This window comes from Amycolatopsis sp. NPDC048633 (assembly GCF_040650695.1).
Classification (GTDB): domain Bacteria; phylum Actinomycetota; class Actinomycetes; order Mycobacteriales; family Pseudonocardiaceae; genus Amycolatopsis.
In genome coordinates this window covers 43,101-63,913 of the sequence record NZ_JBEZHS010000011.1, presented here as the reverse complement: position 1 = coordinate 63,913, position 20,813 = coordinate 43,101, and the positions used below count along the sequence as shown (strand labels likewise).

Here is a 20,813-nt window from a genome sequence, read left to right as displayed (position 1 = left end):
AGCGTCCCCAAGATGAGGACGTGAACTGGAAGATCACCCAGATCGACGTCGCTCACCCGGCCGCCGTCGCGATCATGCGCGAGTACATGGATGAAGTCGCTTCGCGCTACTACGGGCGTCCGATCACCGAGGCCGAGCTCACGTACTACGTGGCCGAGGCACCCGGCACCGACCTGGTCGCGCCCACCGGGGCCTTCCTCCTCGGCCGGCGGGACGGGAAGGTCGCCGGGTGCGCCGGGACCCGGGTCGTCGCGCCCGGGATCAGCGAGCTGACGAAGGTGTTCGTCAAGCCGGAACACCGTGGCTCGGGGATCGCGCCGTTGCTGGTGGCGGCCGCCGAGGACGCCGCCCTCCGGCTGGGCTCCACCCTCATGCGGCTCGACACCCGCCACGACCTCGTCGAGGCCCGCGCGCTCTACGCGAAGCTCGGTTATGACGAGGTCGAGCCCTTCAACGACGAGCAGTTCGCCGAGCACTGGTTCGCGAAGACCCTCAGCTGAGCCGGCCGGTGCAGGCCGCGACCTCGCCCGGCGCCGACTTCTGCGAGGTCACCACGCGCCCGCCCAGCGAAATCCGGCACTCCACCGCGCCACTCCCCTGCCCGAGCAGCTGGACCGACCCGGCCGACGGCCACGAGAGCTCCTTCCGCCACGGCAAGGCGACGGCCGGCTCCTGGTGGACCAGGCCGAGCCCGTTCGAGTCGTAGACGACCGTCGCCGTGCCGGTGCCGGCCAGCTCGTAGGTCACCTGGTAGCCGGACGGCGCCGGCGGGGTCGAGGTGTACGTCGCCGTCGCCATGATCGTGCGCGGCGGGACCGACGACAGCGACGGCTCCCCCACCACCGCGACCGACGGCGATGGTGGCGGAGAACCGTTGTCTCCCAGGATGAAGATGCCGGCGGTCACCGCCGCGATGGCGATCACCGCGATGCCGAGCCTGCCGGCGAGCTGCCGGTTCATGGGGACTCCCAAGGGAAACGGCGGCCCCTCGGGCGAGGGGCCGCCGGAGGGTCAGAAGGAGGGCAGGATCTTGCCCGGCACGCCGTTGATCGACTGGATCAGGCCGAGCACCGGGACCCCGAGCGGCGCGAACGTCCAGATGTTGTTCAGCCCGCTGGTGTCCGGCTCGTCGACCACGACGACGCCGGGAGCGTCGGCGGCCAGCGCGGGCGCCGCCGCGCCGAACAGGGCCGCACCGGCGAGGACCGCGGCACCGGCCGCGCGAACGAGGTTCTTCTTCATGGGTTCTCTCCCTTTCAGGAAACAGCGGTGATCAGGTCGAAGACGGGGGCGAGCAGGTCGACCGGCTGGCCGATCGGCCCGAGCAGGCTGCCGAGGTCGACGCCGGGCACGAGCCAGACCGAGCCGTCGGTCGGGTCGGCACTCGCGACACCGGCGGCCAGGCCGGTGAACGCCGTCGCCGCGACGAGCGGCAGCAGCACGCGGGCAGCAAGACGCTTCATGACTTTCCTTTCCTAGCAGTGTTTTCCCCCTGAGGGGGGTTCAGCGGAGAACCGACGTGATCGGCACGATGGTTCCGTCGGGGACCCACTGGCCCGCGTAGTCGCGGTCCATCACCATTCCGGTGGCGTGGGGTTCGGTGGGGTACATCGGCATGGCGTTGACCTGCGCGGCGGCGAAGATCTGCACGTCGCCGGCCGCGTGCTCGGCGCCCAGCCAGTTCCGGAAGCCGCCGAGCGTCGGGCTTTCGCCGCCGAAGCGGTCGCCGACCGCGACGGCGTACCCGACCGCGGTCGCTTCCCGCGGGTCGAACCGCAGCGGCAGCGACGCGCTCGCGACCGCGTTGACGATCGGGCCGTTCAGCAGCCACGGCGCCAGGTAGAGCCCGTACTGGTGGGTGGGCTCCAGGCGTTGCAGCTCGGCGGCCCGCGTCATCGCCGTGTACCCGGTGGCCCAGCCGGAGACGACGACGAGCGCGGTGTCGGGCCCGGCGTCCGGCCGCACGGCCAGCCCGGTGCGCGCCGCCGTCTCACGCACCAGCTTCGCCGCCGCGACTCCGCGCGGGGAGTCGTCCTCGGCCAGCGTGATCGCGGACGGCTTCCGCCCGGCGAGGAACTCGACGAGCTTGACCAGCGCCCCGCTGTCCTCCGGCGTCAGCGCGTCGGACGGGCACGCCGCCAGCACATCGGCGCGGCCGGCGACCAGGCTGCCGAGGGCCGCTGACGCGCATTCCGGCGCGTCGGCCTCGGTGATCGACGGGCCGGGCGCGTTGCCCGCGTCGACCTCGACGACCGTTGTGGTGTCGCCGCGGCGGATCTCCAGGTCGCTGCGGCCGGGCGGCAGGTCGACGTCGGCCCACGTGCCCTCGGCGCCGGGCCGGGCGACGGCCTTGGTGACCAGGCCACCGCGAACGCCGGCGGAGAGGTCGTCGCCCGCGCCCGGCGGGAAGTGGACGACGTTGTGCCCCGGCCGTTGCGGGCTCACCAGTACCGGGAACCCCGGCGCGTCGGCCAGCAGCGGCACACCCGGCACGGGCAGCGGCGGCGGCGCCGGGATCGCGCCCAGCGCACTCCACGCGAGGAACCCGAGGGCCACGCCGGCGGCACCGAACCGGTAGGCGCGCCCGCGCAGGGCCACCGCGAGCCCGCTCACCACCACCGGGACGACCACCACGGCGAGCACGGCGAGCCCGAAGAGCGTGGTGTAGAGCCGCCGGTCGAACCCGAGACCGGACACGCCGAACCGCACCGCGCCGGCCAGGACCAGCAGGCCACCGAGGGTGAGAGCCAGCGGACCGGGCCGGATCGACGACGTCGTCACCGGCCCGGACAGCGCGAAGCCGAACCAGACGGCGGCCCCGGCGACGAACACCGAGTCGAGCGCGAACTCGACGCCCGTGCCTCCCGACGACGTCTCCAGCACGACCAGCACCAGCAGGGCGAGCGACGTCCAGCGAGTGGCCCGCGGGAGGACCGGCACCGCCACCGCAAGGACGACGTGGATCGCCAGCGCGACGACGTTGATGTCGACGGCGAAGGACGACACCACCGCGAGCAGCGCCGAGACCCCGCCGAGGACGTACAGCACGCGGGGCGGCCGCCGGCCCGGCGGCCGCAGGAGGCCACCACCGGCGAGGAACGCCGTGGACAGCAGCAGTAACAGCCGGAGCACCAGCGCCAAGACGTCCACAGTGGACGATCCGGTGGGCGCGGAGTGGTCGTGTTCCATCAGGGACCTTCCGGGAGAGCGGGCGGGGCCGCGGACGACCCCGCCCGCGGTCGGCTACTTGATGTCCGCGTCCGCGACCACGAACAGCTCGGAGTGCGGCTTGGCGTTGCCGAAGTCCCCGTGCGGCCACGACTTGCGGTTGAAGTTGATGCCGACCTGGCCGGTGAACTCGTCCCGGAAGTTCTGGTCGACCGCGACCTTCCCGTCCGGCCCGAGGTTCAGCAGGTTTACCTTGTGGTCACCGTCCAAACCGGACCGCGCGACGAAGTAGTTCGACACCGCGAGATGCTGCGGCGACGTGGTTTCGTGGTAGAAGCCGTCGCTGCCGAGCGCCCAGTTGTCGTAGGCGCCCCAGTGCGGGCCCGCGCCCGGCGTGCCGGGGTTGATCGGGGCGGCGCCGACGACGGTCGGCAGGTCGCCGCCCCCGCCCTGCTGCGCCTTCGCCTTGGTGTCGACCCGGCCCTCGATGTCCTCGATCCGGTCGCCGGCGTTGACCAGCTTCTGGATGTCGAGGACGTAGACGCCGCCGGTGGTGCCGGGGTCGTCGGCTGAGAGGGTGCCCTTCTGCCGCCCGACGATCGCGCGGTAGAGGTACTTGTCGTCCGGGCTGGTCTGGATCCAGCCGCCGTTGGAGCTGGCGCCGTTGGAGTCGTTGTTGGCGTAGATCGACTTGTTGGCGGCGCCGTCGTCGAACACCTCGATCCAGTGCGGCTCGGCCGCGGTGATGTCCGGCGTGTAGAACACCGCACCGCCCTGCATGGTCTGGGCGAACGCGCCCTTGTGGCCGGCCACGTTCGTCACCGTGGTCTCCATGACCGCGCGGCTCTCGGCGTGCAGCGGGTCGGCCGGATCGGCGCGCGGGCCGTCCTGCAGGTACGACACCGACTTCAGCTTCGGGTGGTTGCGGTCGGAGATGTCCCAGGTCCGCACGGTCGGCCGGCGCAGGTACGGCGACGGCTGCTTCACCGGGTCGAGAATGATGTTGCGCGGCTCGGCGTAGTCACTCGTGACGAGCGTGTTGAGATCCTCGCGGGCCTGGATGCCGTGCGGGTTGGCGCAGGTCGGCTTGCCCAGCTGCGGCAGGTTGTCGCAGAGCTTCTGGTTGTCGCCCTGCGGGGTCGCCGCCGGGGACTCCGACAGGACTTCGGCGTTCTGTCCGAAGTGGACGACCTCGCCGGGGCTGCCCGCGAAGCCGTTGCCGATCTGGGTCGAGCCGTCGGCGTAGCTGTGCGGGCCGGGGACGACCGGCCCGCCCATGTACGTGCCGTACGCGGTGCCGTCCTTGAGCACCCAGTAGGCGTCCGGGACGCTGCCGCCCAGGGTGTTGGTCGGCAGGCTGACGCCCTTGAGCTTCAGCTGCGGCAGCGCGCTGACGTCGAAGGCGTACGTCGCCGCGGCGAACAGCGCGCCGGCGTAGATCGTGTCGCCCTGGTGCCACACGTACTGCATGTGGTGCGGCTCGTTCTCGACCAGCGGGCCCACGGTCGCGGTGTTGACGACCTTGCCGTAGGTGGGCGAACCCTGCGTCGCGTCGATCACGGCGAGGAAGTCCGGGCCGGGCAAGGCGTTCTTGATCTTGTTGAGCCCACCGCCGAGCGTGCCCGGCAGGTTCTTGATGTCCTTGACGAGGGTGTCGGCGATGTTCTCGTCACCGGCCCAGACGAGCAGCCACTTCTTGGGCGTACCGCTCGCGGACCGAGCTTGCGCGGCCAGATCCTTCGTCACCAGGTGGTTCTGCACCCAGTACTGCTTGCCGTCGGACGCGGTCTTCGCGTCGGTGACGGTCTGCACGTCGGCGTAGGCGCCGGTGGCCGAACCGGTGTACGTGACGGCGCCGACCGCGAGAGCGAGCGCGGCGGCGCCGGTCACCACCTTTCGCCACCGGCCCGGGCGCGACGGAGTTGATCGCATGGTTCTCCCTGTTCTTCACCACGAACGGAAACCGTTGGGGCACAACGGAAATCTGACGTCAGCAGATCTGAACGGGATATTCGCGCCAAGCGGGCAAAGCGTCCAGCCGTGATCAAAGGATGAGACTCGGCCCAATCGGGTGAATCTCCCACGACGTGGGCCGATTTGACGACACCCACTGCGCCGAATGGGTTAGCGGCGGTTCTGAGCCAACCGGCGGCGTCACGGTTGGTCACAATGGCGCAGCCCCAGCGCCTGAACGCCGAGGCTGCTGGTTATCGATTCGTTATGAAGTGCCGGGAACTCCGGTCAGAGTTTGCCGCCGCAGTCCGAGCAGAACAGCGCGCCGGGCTTGTTGCCCTCGCTCCCGCAGCCGCCGCAGCGGACCTTGAGCGCCAGCGAGGTCCCGCACGACGAGCAGAACTTCCCGCCCTCGGCCTTCAGGCCACAGCCCGGGCAGGTGACCTTCGCCCGGGTGTCGAGGTCGAGGTCGGCCGTCCAGTCCTTCTCGCGGGCCTTGTCCCAGATCTGGTCGCGCTGCGCCGACGCCTGGGCGCGCGAGACCTCCTCCGCGACGCTCGGCGAGCAGCGCAGGCACTGGCCGATCTCCTCGTTCCAGCACTGGTCGTGGCACATCCAGTCGCCGCAGCCGCGGCACTGGCGGAAGCTCGGGGTGATCTCCTTGACCGCCGCCGTCAGCGCGCGGTCCTTCGCGGGCGAATTGGTCGCGCGGTCGTAACGCCACTGGTCGGCCGAGTTGCTCAGGTCCCGCAGCGTCCCGCCGAAGAACGAGCCGACCGTGCGAAGCACGCTTCGCCCGGTTTCCATGTTGTCGCGCTGGAACGCGGAACGGAAACCGTTCCCACAGCGTTCGCAGCGGAACTCGAACTGGTACCCCTGCGTGTTGGAGAGGTCCGAGAAGTTGTCCGTGAAGGGCACAGAGTCAGCCACGGCCCATCTTCGCCAGCGCACCGCGACCGCGGCGACGGAAGATTTGCCGACAACGACTCGGCTACCGGCCGTCACGGGATACCAGTAGTGCCAACGGAAGCAGCGCCAACACGCCGCCGACGACCGCGACGAGCGCGTAACCACCGCCGGCAAACAGTTGTCCCGACCCCAAACCGGCCAAAGCGGACGCGGACCAGACTACCGCGTCGACGGTGCCCTGCATCCGGCTCCGCGTCTCCGGCGCGAGGTCGCGGCTCAGCTGTGCGCTGCCGCCGACGAACACCAGGTTCCAGCCGTACCCCAGCAGGAACAACGCCACCGGCAAGCCGGACGTGTGCGCGGTCGGGGCGGCGAGCGCGGTCGCCGTCGCGAGCGCCAGGACACCGAGACCCGCGTTGATCGTGACGCGCGGGCCCCAGCGGTCGGCGATCCGGCCGGGCAGCGGCGCCAGCGCGAACATGCCGAAGAGGTGCGCACTCAGCACCCAGCCGACGACGTCGAGACCGTGCCCGTGGTTCTCCAGCTGCAGCGGCGTCATCGTCATCACCGCGACCATCGTCAGCTGCGCGGCGACCATCGCGACCAGCGGCTGCGTGACGCCGGCCGCCCGCACCGAGGCGACCGCGGTCACCGGCTTCTCCCGTGGCGGCGGGACGTGCCGCGGGAGGAACCCGGCCGCCAGCGCCGCGCCCGCCGTGGCCAGCACCGCGACCGCGACCGGCCCGGACAGCGGCGGCCAGCCGAAGCCGGTGGCGACGTCCGCCGCCGGGGCCATCAGCGCCGGCCCGGCGAGCGCGCCGACCGTCCCGGCCCACACGACGTTCGAGAGCGCGCGGCCCCGGCGCTCCTCCGGGTAGAGGTCCGCGGCCAGGTAGCGCGACAGCTGCGCGCCGCCGTTGCCGAGGCCGACCAGCAGGATGCCCAGCAGCAGCGGGACCAGCGACGTCGCCAGCGCGCCGGCGAACGCGATCAGCGCACCGGCCGCGGCGACGCCGTAGCCGGCGGCCAGCACCCGGCGGCGGCCGTGGACCGGCAGCAGCAGGCCCGCCCCGAACGCACCGGCGGCCGTGCCGAGCACGCTCGCGACACTCGGCAACCCGCTCCAGCCCGGCCCGCTGCCCGCGGCGACGATCAGCGTCGCCGCGGTGCTCAGCCCGACCGTCGCCGTGTTGAGCAACGCGACGCCGGCGAACAGCGCGCCCATCGACCGGGTCCGCCCGGCCACCGTCAAAGTCCCCATGACCAGCAACTTTACGAACTTCCGGCGGTCTTCCGAAGGGATGATCGACGGCAAACCCGTCGCCACGACCGCGATTCGGAAGGAAGATGGGGCCCATGACCTTCCGTTCGGAAAAGCCCCTGGACGACGTCGACTGGCGGCTGCTGGACCTGCTGCAGACCGACGGGCGGCTGTCGTTCAAGGAGCTGGGCCGGCGGATCAACCTCTCGTCGCCGGCGGTGTCCGAGCGGGTGCGGCGGCTGGAGGAGACCGGCGTGATCACCGGCTACCGTGCGCAGGTCGACGCGCGGCGCGCGGGCCAGCCGCTGCAGGCGTTCGTCGAGATGCGGTGCGCGCTGAGCAGCTGCCTGCTGAAGACGTCGAAGTCCGAGGACTACCCGGAGGTCGTCGAGATCCACCGGCTGTCCGGCGACCACTGCACGATGCTGAAGATCCGGGCGGCCTCGCTCGAGCACTTCGAAGGCCTGCTGGAGCGGCTCGGCAAGCACGGCGAGCTGCGGTCGTCGGTGGTCCTGTCGACGCAGTTCGAGGGACGGCCGGTGCAGCCGCCCTCGGACGACTTCCTGCGCGCGACGACGTCGGAAGGCTGGGTTTCACCCTGAGCGGCGGCTGATCGCGAGACGATTTCCTGCTAGACGTGCGGTATGCCGATTTCCACCCGGATACGCACCTTCGCCGTCACCCTCGCCGCCCTGACCGCCTTCGCCGTCCCCGCACCGGCCCAGGCCACCACCACGACCCGCTCGTTCGTCGCGCTGTCCGACGTCGCGCCGTCGATCCTGCAGGACATCCGCTACGCCACCCGCCACGACTTCGTCGGCCGGCGGATCGACGGCTACCTCGAGCCCACCTGCATCCTCACCCGGCAGGCCGCGGAAGGCCTGCGGCAGGCCCAGTCCCGGCTGCGGAAGCAGGGCTACACCCTCAAGGTCTACGACTGCTACCGACCGCAGCGGGCGGTCGACCACTTCGTGCGGTGGGCGAAGGACCTCGCCGACGAGAAGATGAAGGCGGAGTTCTACCCGAACGTCGCCAAGGACCGGTTGTTCGAAGACGGGTACATCGCCGAGAAGTCCGGGCACAGCCGCGGCAGCACCATGGACCTCACCCTCGTGAAGCTCCCGCCGCGGTTCCAGCGCCCCTACTTCCCCGGCGAGCCGCTCGAGCCGTGCTTCGCGCCGCGGAACCAGCGCTTCCCCGACAACATGGTCGACATGGGCACCGGCTACGACTGCTTCGACCCGCTCGCCCACACCGACAACCCGGCGATCATCGGTGTCGCGCGGCAGAACCGCGACCTGCTGCGGAACACCCTGATCGCCGCCGGCTTCCACAACCTGCCCGAGGAGTGGTGGCACTACACGCTCGACGACGAGCCGTTCCCGGACACCTACTTCGACTTCCCGGTGTCCCACCGCAGCGTCCGCTGAAACGAAGAGCGCCCCCGGTCCACTGTGGACCGGGGGCGCTTTCGTCCGACGTCAGGCGCCGTTCCGGCGCCGGCGGGTGCTGATCACCAGGCCGCCGCCGAGCACCAGAGCCACCAGCGCGAGCGCGCCGATGCCGAGGACGTCGACGCCGGTGCTGGCCAGTCCGCTGCCGCCGCTCTCGCCGCCACCGGACCCGGCCGGGGCGGTCGTCGAGGTCGGCGTCCCGGGCTTGCCGCAGTCCGCTGGGTTCACCGGCACGGCCGGCAACGGCGCGTCGCCCTCTTCGGCGCTGATCCGCCACAGGTAGTGGTTCTCCGGCGGGCCGGAGACGTTGATCGACATCGGATTCTCGTTCAGGACCTTCCAGCCCTTCGGCGGCAGGACGTACAGGTGGTACTCCGGCCCGGGCACCACGTCCAGGAACTCGAAGTGCCCCTGCGCGTCGGTCGTCCGCTCGCCGACGACCGGGCAGTGCTGGTCGGAGACGAGCACGACCTTGGCGCCGGCCACGCCCTTCGCCACGTTGCCCTGGTTGTCGAAGACGCCGATGGCGCCCTCGACGGTGGCCTTGCCACCCGGCACGGCCGCTTGGTCACTGGCGTTCGCGTGGTTCTCGCTGTCGACCTCGTCGTACCCGAAGTCGCAGGCGACCACGACGTAACCGCGGTTGAACGAAGCCTCCGGCACGGCCTCGGACACGTCGAACGTGCGCGTCTCACCGGGTGCGATCGTCACGCCGTCCCCCGCGAGGTCACCCCAGCCCGGGGTGCGCCCGGTCAGGTGGTGCGGATCCCCGATGCGGTTGCAGGCGGCCGTGATGCCGGTGAGCGGGATCGGGCCGGAGTTGGCCAGCGTCACGGTGACGTGGGCGAGCTCCCCGACCTTGTAGCTGTCCTGGGTGAAGGCCATCGTCGCCTTGAGCGCGCCGTTCAACGGCGGTGCGCCGCGGACGGTCAGCTGCGTGTCCGCGCCGATCCGGACGACGCGGAACGGGATCAGCCAGCCGTCGACCACCTCGCCGCCGAGGAAGTACTCCGCGCCCGGGACGTCGAAGGTGATCTTCCCGTCGGGTCCGCTCGTCGCGGTGTAGGTGCCGCTGCCGTGGCGGTACCGCAAGGTGAGCTTGGCGCCGCTCAGCGCCTCACCGGCGTCGTACTTGCCGTTGCCGTTCTTGTCCCCGTAGACGAGGCCCTCGGCGTGACCGGCCGCTTTCGTGATCGGCCGGCTGAACTCGAACGACGGGCTGACCCCGAAGTGCGTTTCGTCGAACATGACGCCGCGCACGACCGTGGTGTCCTTCTCGACGTCCCGGACCGTCCCGGAAACCGCCAGCTCGAACGACTCACCGGGCTCGAGCGTCACGCCAGGCTCCGCCCGGAGCTTGCCCCAGCCGTCGTACGGGACGTTCAGGTCGGTCGCTTCGGTGATCTGCTGGTAGACCGTGAGCCCGGCCGCACGGACCTGGCCGACGTTGGTCACCTTGAACGTGAAGCGGACTTCTTCGTCGGTCGTGTAGGAGTCCTTGTCGAAGACGAGGGAGACCGCGACCTGCGCGCGCTCGGCTTTCACCGCGGGCGCTTCGGGCTTGGTCTCGACCGGCGTGGAACTCGGCGCGGTGGACCCCGGCACGGTGGAACTGCTCGGCGGTGCCTCCGATGTGGACGGCGCGGCGGAAGTCGTCGCCGGATCCGGCTCCTCGGCTCCCGCCGGTGCGGCGAACGCGCCGGTCAACGCCGACGCGGTGGCGAGTGCGGCGACGTAGATCGCCGTTCTTCGCACGACAGAACTCACTCTGTTCACGAACAGTCACCCCTGAATACCCGTTGGAAACGCGCAAAGCCCCCGAACCGCGTGAACCGGGTCACTGTAGCGAAATTCGGAAGGGTGGAGGTGACATTTGGGAAACGGGAAAGGCCCCCGCCGAAAACCCGGCGAGGGCCTTTCTCGTGGATCAGCTTCGTCAGCGGAAATCGCGGCCGAAGTCGTAGTCGTCCAACGGAACCGCAGCACCGGTACCCGTACCGAACACGTCCGGGGTGTAGTAACCGTCGTCGTAGGACGGGATCGCGTACGCCGCGACCCGGGCCTCTTCCGTCGGCTGCACCTGGATGTTGCGGTACTTGTTGATGCCCGTACCGGCCGGGATCAGCTTACCGATGATCACGTTCTCCTTGAGGCCCACGAGCCGGTCCGAGCGGCCGTTGATGGCCGCGTCGGTCAGGACGCGCGTGGTCTCCTGGAACGACGCCGCCGACAGCCACGAGTCCGTGGTGAGCGACGCCTTCGTGATGCCCATCAGCACCGGACGACCCGAAGCCGGCTCGCCGCCTTCGGACACCGTCGAACGGTTGCGCGCCTCGAACTTGGTCCGCTCGGGCAGCTCGCCCGGCAGGAAGTCCGTGCCACCCGAGTCGATGACCGTCACCCGGCGCAGCATCTGCCGGACGATGACCTCGATGTGCTTGTCGTGGATCGACACACCCTGCGCCCGGTACACCTTCTGGACCTCGTCCGTCAGGTGCATCTGCGCCTCGCGCGGCCCCATGACCCGCAGGACCTCGTGCGGGTCCGGCGTGCCCTCGAGCAGCTGCTGACCGACGTTGACGTGGTCGCCGTCGCCCAGCGGGCCGTTCGGGGTGTTCGCGAGCCGCTGACGCTTGGACAGCTTGTCGAAGACGATCTCTTCGCCGCCGTCGTCCGGGATCAGCGTGATCTTCCAGAACCGCTCGCTCTCCTCGATGCGCACGCGGCCATCGACGTCGGCGATCGGTGCCTTGCCCTTCGGGACACGAGCCTCGAACAGCTCCTGCACACGGGGCAGACCGGTCGTGATGTCGTCACCGGCGACACCACCCTGGTGGAACGTACGCATCGTCAGCTGCGTACCCGGCTCACCGATCGACTGGGCCGCGACGATACCCACGGCCTCGCCGACGTCGACGAGCTGACCGGTCGCCATCGAGCGGCCGTAGCAGGTCGCGCAGATGCCTACGGCCGACTCGCAGGTCAGCACCGAGCGGACCTTGACCTTCGCGATGCCGCTGGAGATCAGCTTGTCGATGGCCGGGTCGCCGATGTCGTCGCCGGCGTTCAGCACGACGTTGCCCTTGGCGTCCACCGCGTCCGTCGCGAGGTTCCGCGCGTACACGCTGGTCTCGACGTGCTGGTCGCGCAGCACCTTGCCGTCGCCGATGTCCTCGCCGATCGGCATCATGATGCCGCGGGTGGTGCCGCAGTCGGTCTCGCGGACGATGACGTCCTGCGAGACGTCCACCAGACGCCGGGTCAGGTAACCCGAGTCGGCGGTCCGCAGCGCCGTGTCCGCCAGGCCCTTCCGGGCACCGTGCGTCGCGATGAAGTACTCCGCCACCGACAGGCCTTCACGGAAGTTGGCCTTGATCGGACGCGGGATGTACTCGCCCTTCGGGTTCGACACCAGGCCACGCATGCCGGCCAGCGACCGGACCTGCGTCATGTTGCCCGCCGCGCCCGACTTCACGATCACGGCGATCGGGTTGTCGTCCGGAAGCGCCGTCTCCATGATCTTGTGGACCTCTTCGGTGGCCTGCGTCCACACCTTGACGAGCTCGTTGTTGCGCTCGGTGTGCGACAGCTGACCACGCTGGTAGCGCTTCTCCACCTGGGAGGCCTTGCCCTCGTACTCGTCGAGGATGGCCGCCTTGCCCACCGGGGTGAGCACGTCGGAGATGGCGATGGTGACACCCGACCGGGTCGCCCAGTAGAAACCGGCGTCCTTCAGCCGGTCCAGGGTCTGCGCGACCTGGGTCATCGAGTACCGCTCGGCGAGGTCGTTCACGATCGCGGCCTGACGCTTCTTCGGCATCGGCTCGTTGATGAACGGGTAGTCCGCCGGCAGCAGCTCGTTGAACAGCACGCGGCCCAGGGTCGTCTCGGCCAGCCAGGTCTTGCCCGGCTCCCAGCCCTTTTCCGCGAGCCGCGCCTCGTCGGCCTTCGCCGGCTGACGGTCGGTGACGCGGATCTTGACCGGCGCGTGCAGGCTCAGCGCCTTGCGGTCGTAGGCCATGATGGCCTCGGCCGTCGACGAGTACGCGTTGCCCGCGCCCTCGGCCTTTTCGCTGAGGCGGGTCAGGTGGAACAGACCCGTCACCATGTCCAGTCGCGGCATGGCGAGCGGACGGCCCGACGCCGGCGACAGGATGTTGTTCGCCGACAGCATCAGGATCCGGGCCTCGGCCTGCGCCTCGGCCGACAGCGGCAGGTGCACCGCCATCTGGTCACCGTCGAAGTCCGCGTTGAACGCCTCGCAGACCAGCGGGTGCAGCTGGATGGCCTTGCCCTCGACCAGCTGCGGCTCGAAGGCCTGGATGCCGAGGCGGTGCAGGGTCGGCGCACGGTTCAGCATCACCGGGTGACCGGTGATGACCTCTTCGAGCACGTCCCACACCTGCGGCCGCGAGCGCTCCACCATCCGCTTGGCGGACTTGATGTTCTGCGCGTGGTTCAGGTCGACCAGCCGCTTCATGACGAACGGCTTGAACAGCTCGAGCGCCATGTCCTTCGGCAGGCCGCACTGGTGCAGCTTCAGCTGCGGGCCGACGATGATGACCGAACGGCCCGAGTAGTCGACGCGCTTGCCGAGCAGGTTCTGGCGGAACCGGCCCTGCTTGCCCTTGAGGAGGTCGGACAGCGACTTCAGCGGCCGGTTGCCCGGGCCGGTGACCGGACGCCCGCGGCGGCCGTTGTCGAACAGCGCGTCGACGGCCTCCTGCAGCATCCGCTTCTCGTTGTTGACGATGATCTCGGGCGCGCCGAGGTCGATCAGCCGCTTGAGGCGGTTGTTGCGGTTGATCACGCGGCGGTACAGGTCGTTCAGGTCCGACGTCGCGAACCGGCCACCGTCGAGCTGCACCATCGGGCGCAGGTCTGGCGGGATGACCGGGACGGCGTCCAGCACCATGCCGCGCGGGTCGTTGCCGGTGGCCTGGAACGCCGCGACGACCTTGAGCCGCTTCAGCGCGCGGAGCTTCTTCTGCCCCTTGCCGTTGCGGATCGTGTCGCGCAGGTTGTCGGCCTCGGCCGCGACGTCGAACTCGGCGGCCAGCTTCTGGATGGCCTCCGCGCCCATGCCGCCGGTGAAGTACTCGCCGTAGCGGTCGACGAGCTCGCGGTAGAGCAGCTCGTCGGCGATCAGCTGGCGGGTGTCGAGCTTCGTGAAGGTCGTCCAGACCTCCTCGAGACGGTCCAGCTCGCGACCGGCGCGGTCACGCAGCTGGCGCATCTCGCGCTCGCCGCCCTCCTTGACCTTGCGGCGGACGTCGGACTTGGCGCCCTCGGCCTCCAGCTCGGCCAGGTCGGCTTCCAGCTTCTGGGCGCGGGACTCGATGTCCGCGTCACGCTTGGTCTCGAGGTTCTTGCGCTCGACGCCGATCTCGTTCTCGAGGGTCGGCAGGTCGTTGTGGCGCAGCTCCGTGTTCACGCCCGTGATGACGTAAGCAGCGAAGTAGATGATCTTCTCGAGGTCCTTCGGCGCCAGGTCCAGCAGGTAGCCGAGGCGCGAGGGAACACCCTTGAAGTACCAGATGTGGGTGACCGGGGCGGCCAGCTCGATGTGGCCCATCCGCTCGCGGCGCACCTTCGCACGGGTCACCTCGACGCCGCAGCGCTCACAGATGATGCCCTTGAAGCGAACGCGCTTGTACTTGCCGCAGTAGCACTCCCAGTCCCGGGTCGGACCGAAGATCTTCTCGCAGAAGAGGCCGTCCTTCTCGGGCTTGAGCGTCCGGTAGTTGATGGTCTCCGGCTTCTTGACCTCGCCGTAGGACCACTGACGAATGTCGTCGGCGGTGGCGAGACCGATCCGGAGCTCATCGAAAAAGTTGACGTCCAGCACGTCTAGATCCCCTTGGGGTTGTTTCGGCTAGAGAGGGGGGCGGGCGAGGCGGGCCCTGCGGGAGGTAGGGCCCGCCTCAGCTCGCGATCAGTGCACGACGTCGTCCACCGAGGGCGACTCGTTGCGGGACAGGTTGATGCCGAGGTTCGCGGCAGCGCGCTCGAGGTCCTCGTCGTCGGAGTCGCGCATCTCGATCGCCGCGCCGTCGCTGGAGAGCACCTCGACGTTGAGGCACAGCGACTGGAGCTCCTTGAGGAGCACCTTGAACGACTCCGGGATGCCCGGCTCGGGGATGTTCTCCCCCTTGACGATGGCCTCGTACACCTTGACGCGGCCGACCACGTCGTCCGACTTGATCGTCAGCAGCTCCTGCAGCGTGTAGGCAGCGCCGTACGCCTGCATCGCCCAGCACTCCATCTCACCGAAGCGCTGGCCACCGAACTGCGCCTTACCACCCAGCGGCTGCTGCGTGATCATCGAGTACGGGCCGGTGGAGCGGGCGTGGATCTTGTCGTCGACCAGGTGGTGGAGCTTCAGGATGTACATGTAGCCCACCGCGACCGGGTACGGGTACGGCTCGCCGGAGCGGCCGTCCAGCAGGGTCGCCTTGCCGTTCTCCTTGACCATGCGCTCGCCGTCGCGGTTCGGCTTGGTCGCCCCGAGCAGCCCGGTGAGCTCCTCTTCCTTCGCGCCGTCGAACACCGGGGTCGCGGTGTTCGTGCCGGGCGCGACGTCGTAGAGCTCCTCGTTGAGGTTCTTCGCCCAGTCCGGCTCGCCCTCGATCGTCCAGCCCTGCGAGGCCAGCCAGCCCAGGTGCAGCTCGAGGATCTGGCCGATGTTCATCCGTCGCGGCACACCGTGCGTGTTCAGGATGATGTCGACCGGAGTGCCGTCCTCCATGAACGGCATGTCCTCGACCGGCAGGATCTTGCCGATGACACCCTTGTTCCCGTGCCGGCCGGCGAGCTTGTCGCCCGGCTGGATCTTGCGCTTCTGGGCCACGTAGACGCGGACCAGCTCGTTGACGCCCGGGGGCAGCTCGTCGTCGTCCTCGCGCGAGAACACGCGGATGCCGATGACCTTGCCGGTCTCGCCGTGCGGCACCTTCAGCGAGGTGTCGCGGACTTCGCGGGCCTTCTCGCCGAAGATCGCGCGCAGCAGGCGCTCTTCCGGCGTCAGCTCGGTCTCGCCCTTCGGCGTGACCTTGCCGACCAGGATGTCGCCGTCACGGACCTCGGCGCCGATGCGGATGATGCCGCGCTCGTCGAGGTCGGCCAGGACCTCCTCGGAGACGTTCGGGATGTCCCGGGTGATCTCCTCGGCGCCCAGCTTGGTGTCGCGGGCGTCGATCTCGTGCTCCTCGATGTGGATCGACGTCAAGACGTCGTCCTGCACCAGGCGCTCCGAGAGGATGATCGCGTCCTCGTAGTTGTGGCCCTCCCACGGCATGACCGCGACGAGCAGGTTCTTGCCGAGCGCCATCTCACCGTTCTCGGTGGACGGGCCGTCGGCGATGACCTGACCCTGCTCGACCCGGTCGCCCTCGTTGACGATCGGGCGGTGGTTGAAGCAGGTGCCGTGGTTGGAGCGGCGGAACTTGTACAGTCCGTAGCTCTTCCGCGTGCCGTCGTCGTGCATGATCGTGATCAGGTCCGCCGAGAGCTCCTCGACGACACCGGACTGCTCGGCGACGAGCACGTCACCGGCGTCGACCGCGGCACGCAGCTCCACACCCGTGCCCACGTACGGGGCCTGGTTGCGCAGCAGCGGCACGGCCTGGCGCTGCATGTTCGCACCCATCAGGGCGCGGTTCGCGTCGTCGTGCTCGAGGAACGGGATCATCGCCGTCGCGACCGAGACCATCTGCCGCGGCGAGACGTCCATGTAGTCGATGTCGAGCGGGTCGATCAGCTCGACCTCGCCACCCTTGCGGCGGGCCATGACCCGGTCTTCGACGAAGGTGCCGTCGTCCGAGATCGGCGCGTTGGCCTGGGCCTTGACGTACCGGTCCTCTTCGTCCGCGGTCAGGTAGTCGACCTGGTCGGTGACCCGGCCCTCGACGACCTTGCGGTACGGCGTCTCGATGAAGCCGAACGGGTTGACCCGCGCGTAGGAGCAGAGCGAGCCGATCAGGCCGATGTTCGGGCCTTCCGGCGTCTCGATCGGGCACATCCGGCCGTAGTGCGACGGGTGGACGTCCCGGACCTCCATGCCGGCGCGCTCACGGGACAGACCACCCGGGCCGAGGGCCGACAGACGACGCTTGTGCGTCAGGCCCGACAGCGGGTTGTTCTGGTCCATGAACTGCGACAGCTGCGAGGTGCCGAAGAACTCCTTGATCGCCGCGCCGATCGGGCGGATGTTGATCAGGGTCTGCGGGGTGATCGCCTCGACGTCCTGCGTGGTCATGCGCTCACGCACGACTCGCTCGGTGCGGGAGAGGCCGACCCGGATCTGGTTCTGGATCAGCTCGCCGACCGTGCGCAGGCGCCGGTTGCCGAAGTGGTCGATGTCGTCGGTCTCGACCGGGATCTCGGTGCCGTTCGCCGCGACCACCTTGTCCTCGCCGGCGTGCAGCCGGACCAGGTACTCGATGGTGGTGACGATGTCCTCTTCGGTCAGCGTCCCGGTGTCGTACGGCGTGTCGAGGCCCAGCTTCTTGTTGACCTTGTACCGGCCGACCTTCGCCAGGTCGTAGCGCTTCGCCTTGAAGAACAGGTTCTCCAGCAGGGTCTGCGCGCTCTCCTTCGTGGGCGGCTCGCCCGGGCGCAGCTTGCGGTAGATGTCGAGCAGCGCCTCGTCGGTGCCCGCGGTGTGGTCCTTCTCGAGGGTCGCCAGCAGCGTCTCCGAGAAGGAGAAGCGCTCGCGGATCGCCTCGGTGGTCCAGCCCAGGGCCTTCAGCAGGACGGTGACCGGCTGGCGGCGCTTGCGGTCGATGCGGACGCCGACGGTGTCGCGCTTGTCGACGTCGAACTCGAGCCACGCGCCGCGGCTCGGGATCACGCGGACGCTGAAGACGTCCTTGTCGGTCGTCTTGTCGACGTCCTTCGAGTAGTAGACGCCCGGCGAGCGGACCAGCTGGGACACGACGACACGCTCGGTGCCGTTGATGATGAACGTGCCCTTGTCGGTCATGACCGGGAAGTCGCCCAGGAAGACCGTCTGGCTCTTGATCTCGCCCGTGTTGTTGTTGACGAACTCGGCCGTGACGAACAGCGGCGCGGCGTACGTCATGTCCTTGTCCTTGCACTCCTCGATCGAGGCCTTGACCTCGTCGAAGCGCGGAGCGGAGAAGGACAGGGACATCGAGCCGGAGAAGTCCTCGATCGGGGAGATCTCGTTGAGGACCTCTTCGAGGCCGCCGACCGGGTTTTCTTCACCTTCTTCGACACGGCGTTCGAACCACGCTTCGTCCCCGGTGAACCACTGGAACGACTGGATCTGGACGTCGAGCAGATTGGGGGTGTTGAGCGGTTCGCGAATCTTTGCGAAGGAAACCCGCTTGGGCGCGCCGGGGATTCCCGTGGACTCCGAGCGAGATTCAGCCGAGGTGGTCGCAGCAGTGGCCTGGTTCGCGGGAGAGACTGCCAAGATGCGTCCTTCCGGGGACATGAGCGGTGACGGCCGCCATAGCAACAGCTATGAGCGACTGTCAAGGGTGCCGTGTGCCCACTATCCTAACTACCGGCTCCGGGCAGCCTGAAAGAGGGCAGCGCAAAGAAGCAGTCTAGCCCGAACGGCGCGGTCTGTCCAGGGGGCGCTCCCGATGGGGCCCAGCCTGCCTCGCGTCGTCTTCAGGTATGCCTCCAGGCGAGCCGGTTGTCCCTCCCGCAAGGGCTCCCGGTTTCGCCGTTCGGGAGTAAGCGTGAACCCACCGGGCCCGAGAGTCAAGATGCCACACGGGGGTCCCGCCGGTTGGCGCAGCGTGGAAGTAGGTCAGCGGAGCGTGAGCGGCCGAATATCATCCCAGTTACCGGCGGGTAGCGCCAGTGGCACCGGCTGGACCTGGGTGTTTCCCGCATTCGAGACCCGTCCGGCTTGTGTTTCAGACCACTTCGGAGCGACACCGGTTCCGCCGGCTGCGGCGTGTCGCGGTGGTTCGAGTGACCGGTTTGGAGCCCGTGAGGGCGTCGTCCCAGCCGCCTCATGCGCCCCGCTCGCCACAGCGGCTTGAGGGTGTTCGGGGTGGCTCCCGGACCGGTTGTGGACGCCCGCGCCGCCGCGGCCGCTCAGGACGCGGCGAGCCAGCCGGGAAGAGGCTCGCAAGCCGCGCGCCAGCTTTCCGGGACCGGCGTGCCGTCCGCCGCGAGCACGCCGCCCACGATGGCGCCCACCGTGTCGACGTCCTCGGCCACCTGGGCCACCGTCCAGAGGGCGTCGACGAAGCTGTCCCCGAAGCGGGCGGCGATCCAGAGGGCCAGCGGGACCGTGTCGTGCGCGGCCAGCTCGCGGCCCGTGCCGAGCTTGGCGGCGGCTTCGCGCGCGCCGGAGAACTTCAAGGCAAGCGTGAGCCCGTCGCGGACCCGGCCGGGCGGGACGAGCGGGATCACGCCGTCCAGCAGGTCGGCGCCGGCCAGCCCGGGGGACGCGGCCCGCAGCGCGGCCGCCGCCGCGACGGCCACCGCGCCCGCGACGCCTTCGAGGTGCGAATGCGTGATGACGGCGGACAGCTCGGCCTGGCGCAGCGCCTGCGGCAGGTTGTCGCAGAACCACGCGCCCAGCGGCGCCACCCGCATGGCGGCGCCGTTGCCCCAGGAGCCGCGGCCGTTCTGTTCGGTGACCTCCGGCCACGTCCGCCCGGCCCGGATCTGGTTCAGGCGCCACTCCGCGCCGGGGCCGTAGCCCCGGTCGGGGTCGAGGTGCTCGGCGAACGAGCCGGCGAGGACGTCCTGGTCGATGTGGCCGTGGTGGCGCAGGACGTCGACGACCGAGCAGGCCATTTCGGTGTCGTCGGTCCAGCTCCACGGCGCGGCCGGCAGCACCCGGCTCGCGACGTCCGGGTGGTCTCCGGGCAGGAGGATCTGCGCGCCGAAAGCGTCACCGACGGCCAAGCCGACGAGACTGGCGTACGCCTGTTCGAATCCCATCGGCCTACCGTAGCGGCGGGCCTACCGGCTGTTGACCACCGCCGGCGCCCCGGAATCGACGAGCGGCAGCGCCCGTCGCCCGGCGGCCGCCGGGCTCACTTCGTCGGCGAAGGGGACGCCGGCGGCGCCGAGGACGCCGGTGCCTGGGTGGCCGCCGGGACCTTGGGCGCGTTGTAGGTGTCCATGTCCGTGATCTTCCACTTGTCGCCCTGGAGCTGGGCGTTCAGGTGGAGCTGGGCGGTGCCCGCGGTCGTCTTCTTCGTGTCCGTGCGGGTCGAGGTCTGGTCGACGAAGACCATCACCTTCGCCAGGTCGTCGTTGAGCATGATCACCGCGGCGCGCGTCACCTTGCACGTGACGATCATCTTCTGCGCCGGCGCGAGCCGCTTCACCTCGCCCATCAGCGAGTTGTACTTGTTCTTGACGTCGTCGTTGGCGAGCAGGTCGTTCGCCGCGTCCTCGGTCTTCTTGATGTTGTTGAAGTCGTAGGAGAACAGCGCCTCGGCGGCCTTCGACACGGCGTCCTTGGCCTGGGCCGTCTTCGCAACGTCCAGCAGTGCGGTGTTGCTGGTCGCGTCCGACACCGCGACCTCCTCGGACTTGAACCAGTACGCGAGCCCGCCCAGGATCAGCGCGACGAGCACCAGCGCGCCCGCGACCACGTACGGCCGCTGCACGTTCGAGCCCGCGGGCTTCGACGGCTCGTCGTCCACCGAAGCGGCGGTCTCGGCCTCGGCGACGTCGGTCGGCTTCGCGATCCCCGTGTCGCGCTTCTTCCGCCGCGGGGCCGGCCGCGAAGGAGCCTCTTCCGCCGCCTCGGGCTCGCCGGTGAGGGCGTCGACCTTCGGCTCGTCCTCGGTGTCGACCGCCGCGAACACCGCCGTGTCCTCGGCGGTCGGCGCGGGGTCCGTGTCGAGCCGCCCGCTCGCGGCCTCGAACGACTCCGCGGGCTCGGCGGCCGGCTTCGGCGCCGGGCGCGGTGCGGGCCGGGGCCGCGGCTTGCGCGGCTCAGCCGCGGCGGGCGGCACCGCGGGGAGCTGGCCGGTCCGCTCGGCGGCGGACTCGTCCGCCGGGGGCTTGCGCAGACCGGCCACGCGCGGCCGGCGCGAGGGCGGGGTGCTGCTGCTGCGAGG

Annotated in this window: 15 protein-coding genes; 3 read left to right on the top strand and 12 right to left on the bottom strand. The window is 69.8% G+C overall.

Annotated features, from left to right (window positions below):
* The first annotated feature begins 20 nt into the window (after window positions 1-20).
* Window positions 21-500 carry a GNAT family N-acetyltransferase gene (locus AB0C38_RS21145; RefSeq protein WP_360675768.1) on the top strand — a complete coding sequence of 160 codons (480 nt, stop codon included), beginning with the start codon at window positions 21-23 and terminating at the stop codon, window positions 498-500.
* Here AB0C38_RS21145 and AB0C38_RS21140 read toward each other — a convergent pair.
* From AB0C38_RS21140 to AB0C38_RS21110, 7 genes are all read right to left on the bottom strand, one after another.
* A complete protein-coding gene (locus AB0C38_RS21140; RefSeq protein ID WP_360675765.1) occupies window positions 493-960 on the bottom strand; it encodes a hypothetical protein in 468 nt (155 codons plus the stop codon). The two genes, AB0C38_RS21145 and AB0C38_RS21140, sit on opposite strands and share 8 nt — an antisense overlap.
* 51 nt (window positions 961-1,011) lie before the next feature.
* Window positions 1,012-1,242 (bottom strand): hypothetical protein, encoded by a 231-nt coding sequence (locus AB0C38_RS21135; protein ID WP_360675763.1) that lies wholly within the window; start codon window positions 1,240-1,242, stop codon window positions 1,012-1,014.
* A 14-nt stretch (window positions 1,243-1,256) separates the two neighbouring features.
* A complete protein-coding gene (locus AB0C38_RS21130; RefSeq protein ID WP_284745374.1) occupies window positions 1,257-1,463 on the bottom strand; it encodes a hypothetical protein in 207 nt (68 codons plus the stop codon).
* Window positions 1,464-1,503: 40 nt separating this feature from the next.
* Window positions 1,504-3,189, bottom strand: a complete 1,686-nt coding sequence (locus AB0C38_RS21125; protein WP_360675760.1) for a hypothetical protein — start codon at window positions 3,187-3,189, stop codon at window positions 1,504-1,506.
* 54 nt (window positions 3,190-3,243) lie between these two features.
* Complete coding sequence (locus AB0C38_RS21120) at window positions 3,244-5,100, bottom strand: hypothetical protein (protein ID WP_360675757.1); 1,857 nt, start codon at window positions 5,098-5,100, stop codon at window positions 3,244-3,246.
* A gap of 309 nt (window positions 5,101-5,409) precedes the next feature.
* A complete protein-coding gene (locus AB0C38_RS21115; protein WP_360675755.1) occupies window positions 5,410-6,051 on the bottom strand; it encodes a zinc ribbon domain-containing protein in 642 nt (213 codons plus the stop codon).
* A gap of 61 nt (window positions 6,052-6,112) precedes the next feature.
* The gene (locus tag AB0C38_RS21110) at window positions 6,113-7,291 is read right to left on the bottom strand and encodes an MFS transporter (protein ID WP_360675753.1); all 1,179 of its coding nucleotides are present in this window, start codon (window positions 7,289-7,291) and stop codon (window positions 6,113-6,115) included.
* 95 nt (window positions 7,292-7,386) lie between these two features.
* On the opposite strand from AB0C38_RS21110, the gene AB0C38_RS21105 reads away from it, so the two are divergent.
* A complete protein-coding gene (locus AB0C38_RS21105) occupies window positions 7,387-7,893 on the top strand; it encodes an Lrp/AsnC family transcriptional regulator (protein ID WP_360675750.1) in 507 nt (168 codons plus the stop codon).
* Window positions 7,894-7,935: 42 nt separating this feature from the next.
* Window positions 7,936-8,721 (top strand): M15 family metallopeptidase, encoded by a 786-nt coding sequence (locus tag AB0C38_RS21100; protein ID WP_360675748.1) that lies wholly within the window; start codon window positions 7,936-7,938, stop codon window positions 8,719-8,721.
* 51 nt (window positions 8,722-8,772) lie between these two features.
* On the opposite strand, the gene AB0C38_RS21095 is transcribed toward AB0C38_RS21100, so the two are convergent.
* The 5 genes from AB0C38_RS21095 to AB0C38_RS21075 form a co-directional block, all read right to left on the bottom strand.
* Window positions 8,773-10,500, bottom strand: coding sequence for a hypothetical protein (locus tag AB0C38_RS21095; protein WP_360675746.1), 1,728 nt, complete (start codon window positions 10,498-10,500; stop codon window positions 8,773-8,775).
* A gap of 181 nt (window positions 10,501-10,681) precedes the next feature.
* A complete protein-coding gene (locus tag AB0C38_RS21090; RefSeq protein WP_360675744.1) occupies window positions 10,682-14,593 on the bottom strand; it encodes a DNA-directed RNA polymerase subunit beta' in 3,912 nt (1,303 codons plus the stop codon).
* Window positions 14,594-14,680: 87 nt separating this feature from the next.
* The gene (locus AB0C38_RS21085) at window positions 14,681-18,184 is read right to left on the bottom strand and encodes a DNA-directed RNA polymerase subunit beta (RefSeq protein WP_360675741.1); all 3,504 of its coding nucleotides are present in this window, start codon (window positions 18,182-18,184) and stop codon (window positions 14,681-14,683) included.
* A 638-nt stretch (window positions 18,185-18,822) separates the two neighbouring features.
* A complete protein-coding gene (locus AB0C38_RS21080; RefSeq protein ID WP_360675738.1) occupies window positions 18,823-19,680 on the bottom strand; it encodes an ADP-ribosylglycohydrolase family protein in 858 nt (285 codons plus the stop codon).
* A 95-nt stretch (window positions 19,681-19,775) separates the two neighbouring features.
* Window positions 19,776-20,774: a hypothetical protein gene (locus AB0C38_RS21075; protein WP_360676186.1), complete on the bottom strand. Its 999-nt coding sequence runs from the start codon at window positions 20,772-20,774 to the stop codon at window positions 19,776-19,778.
* Window positions 20,775-20,813 lie beyond the last annotated feature (39 nt).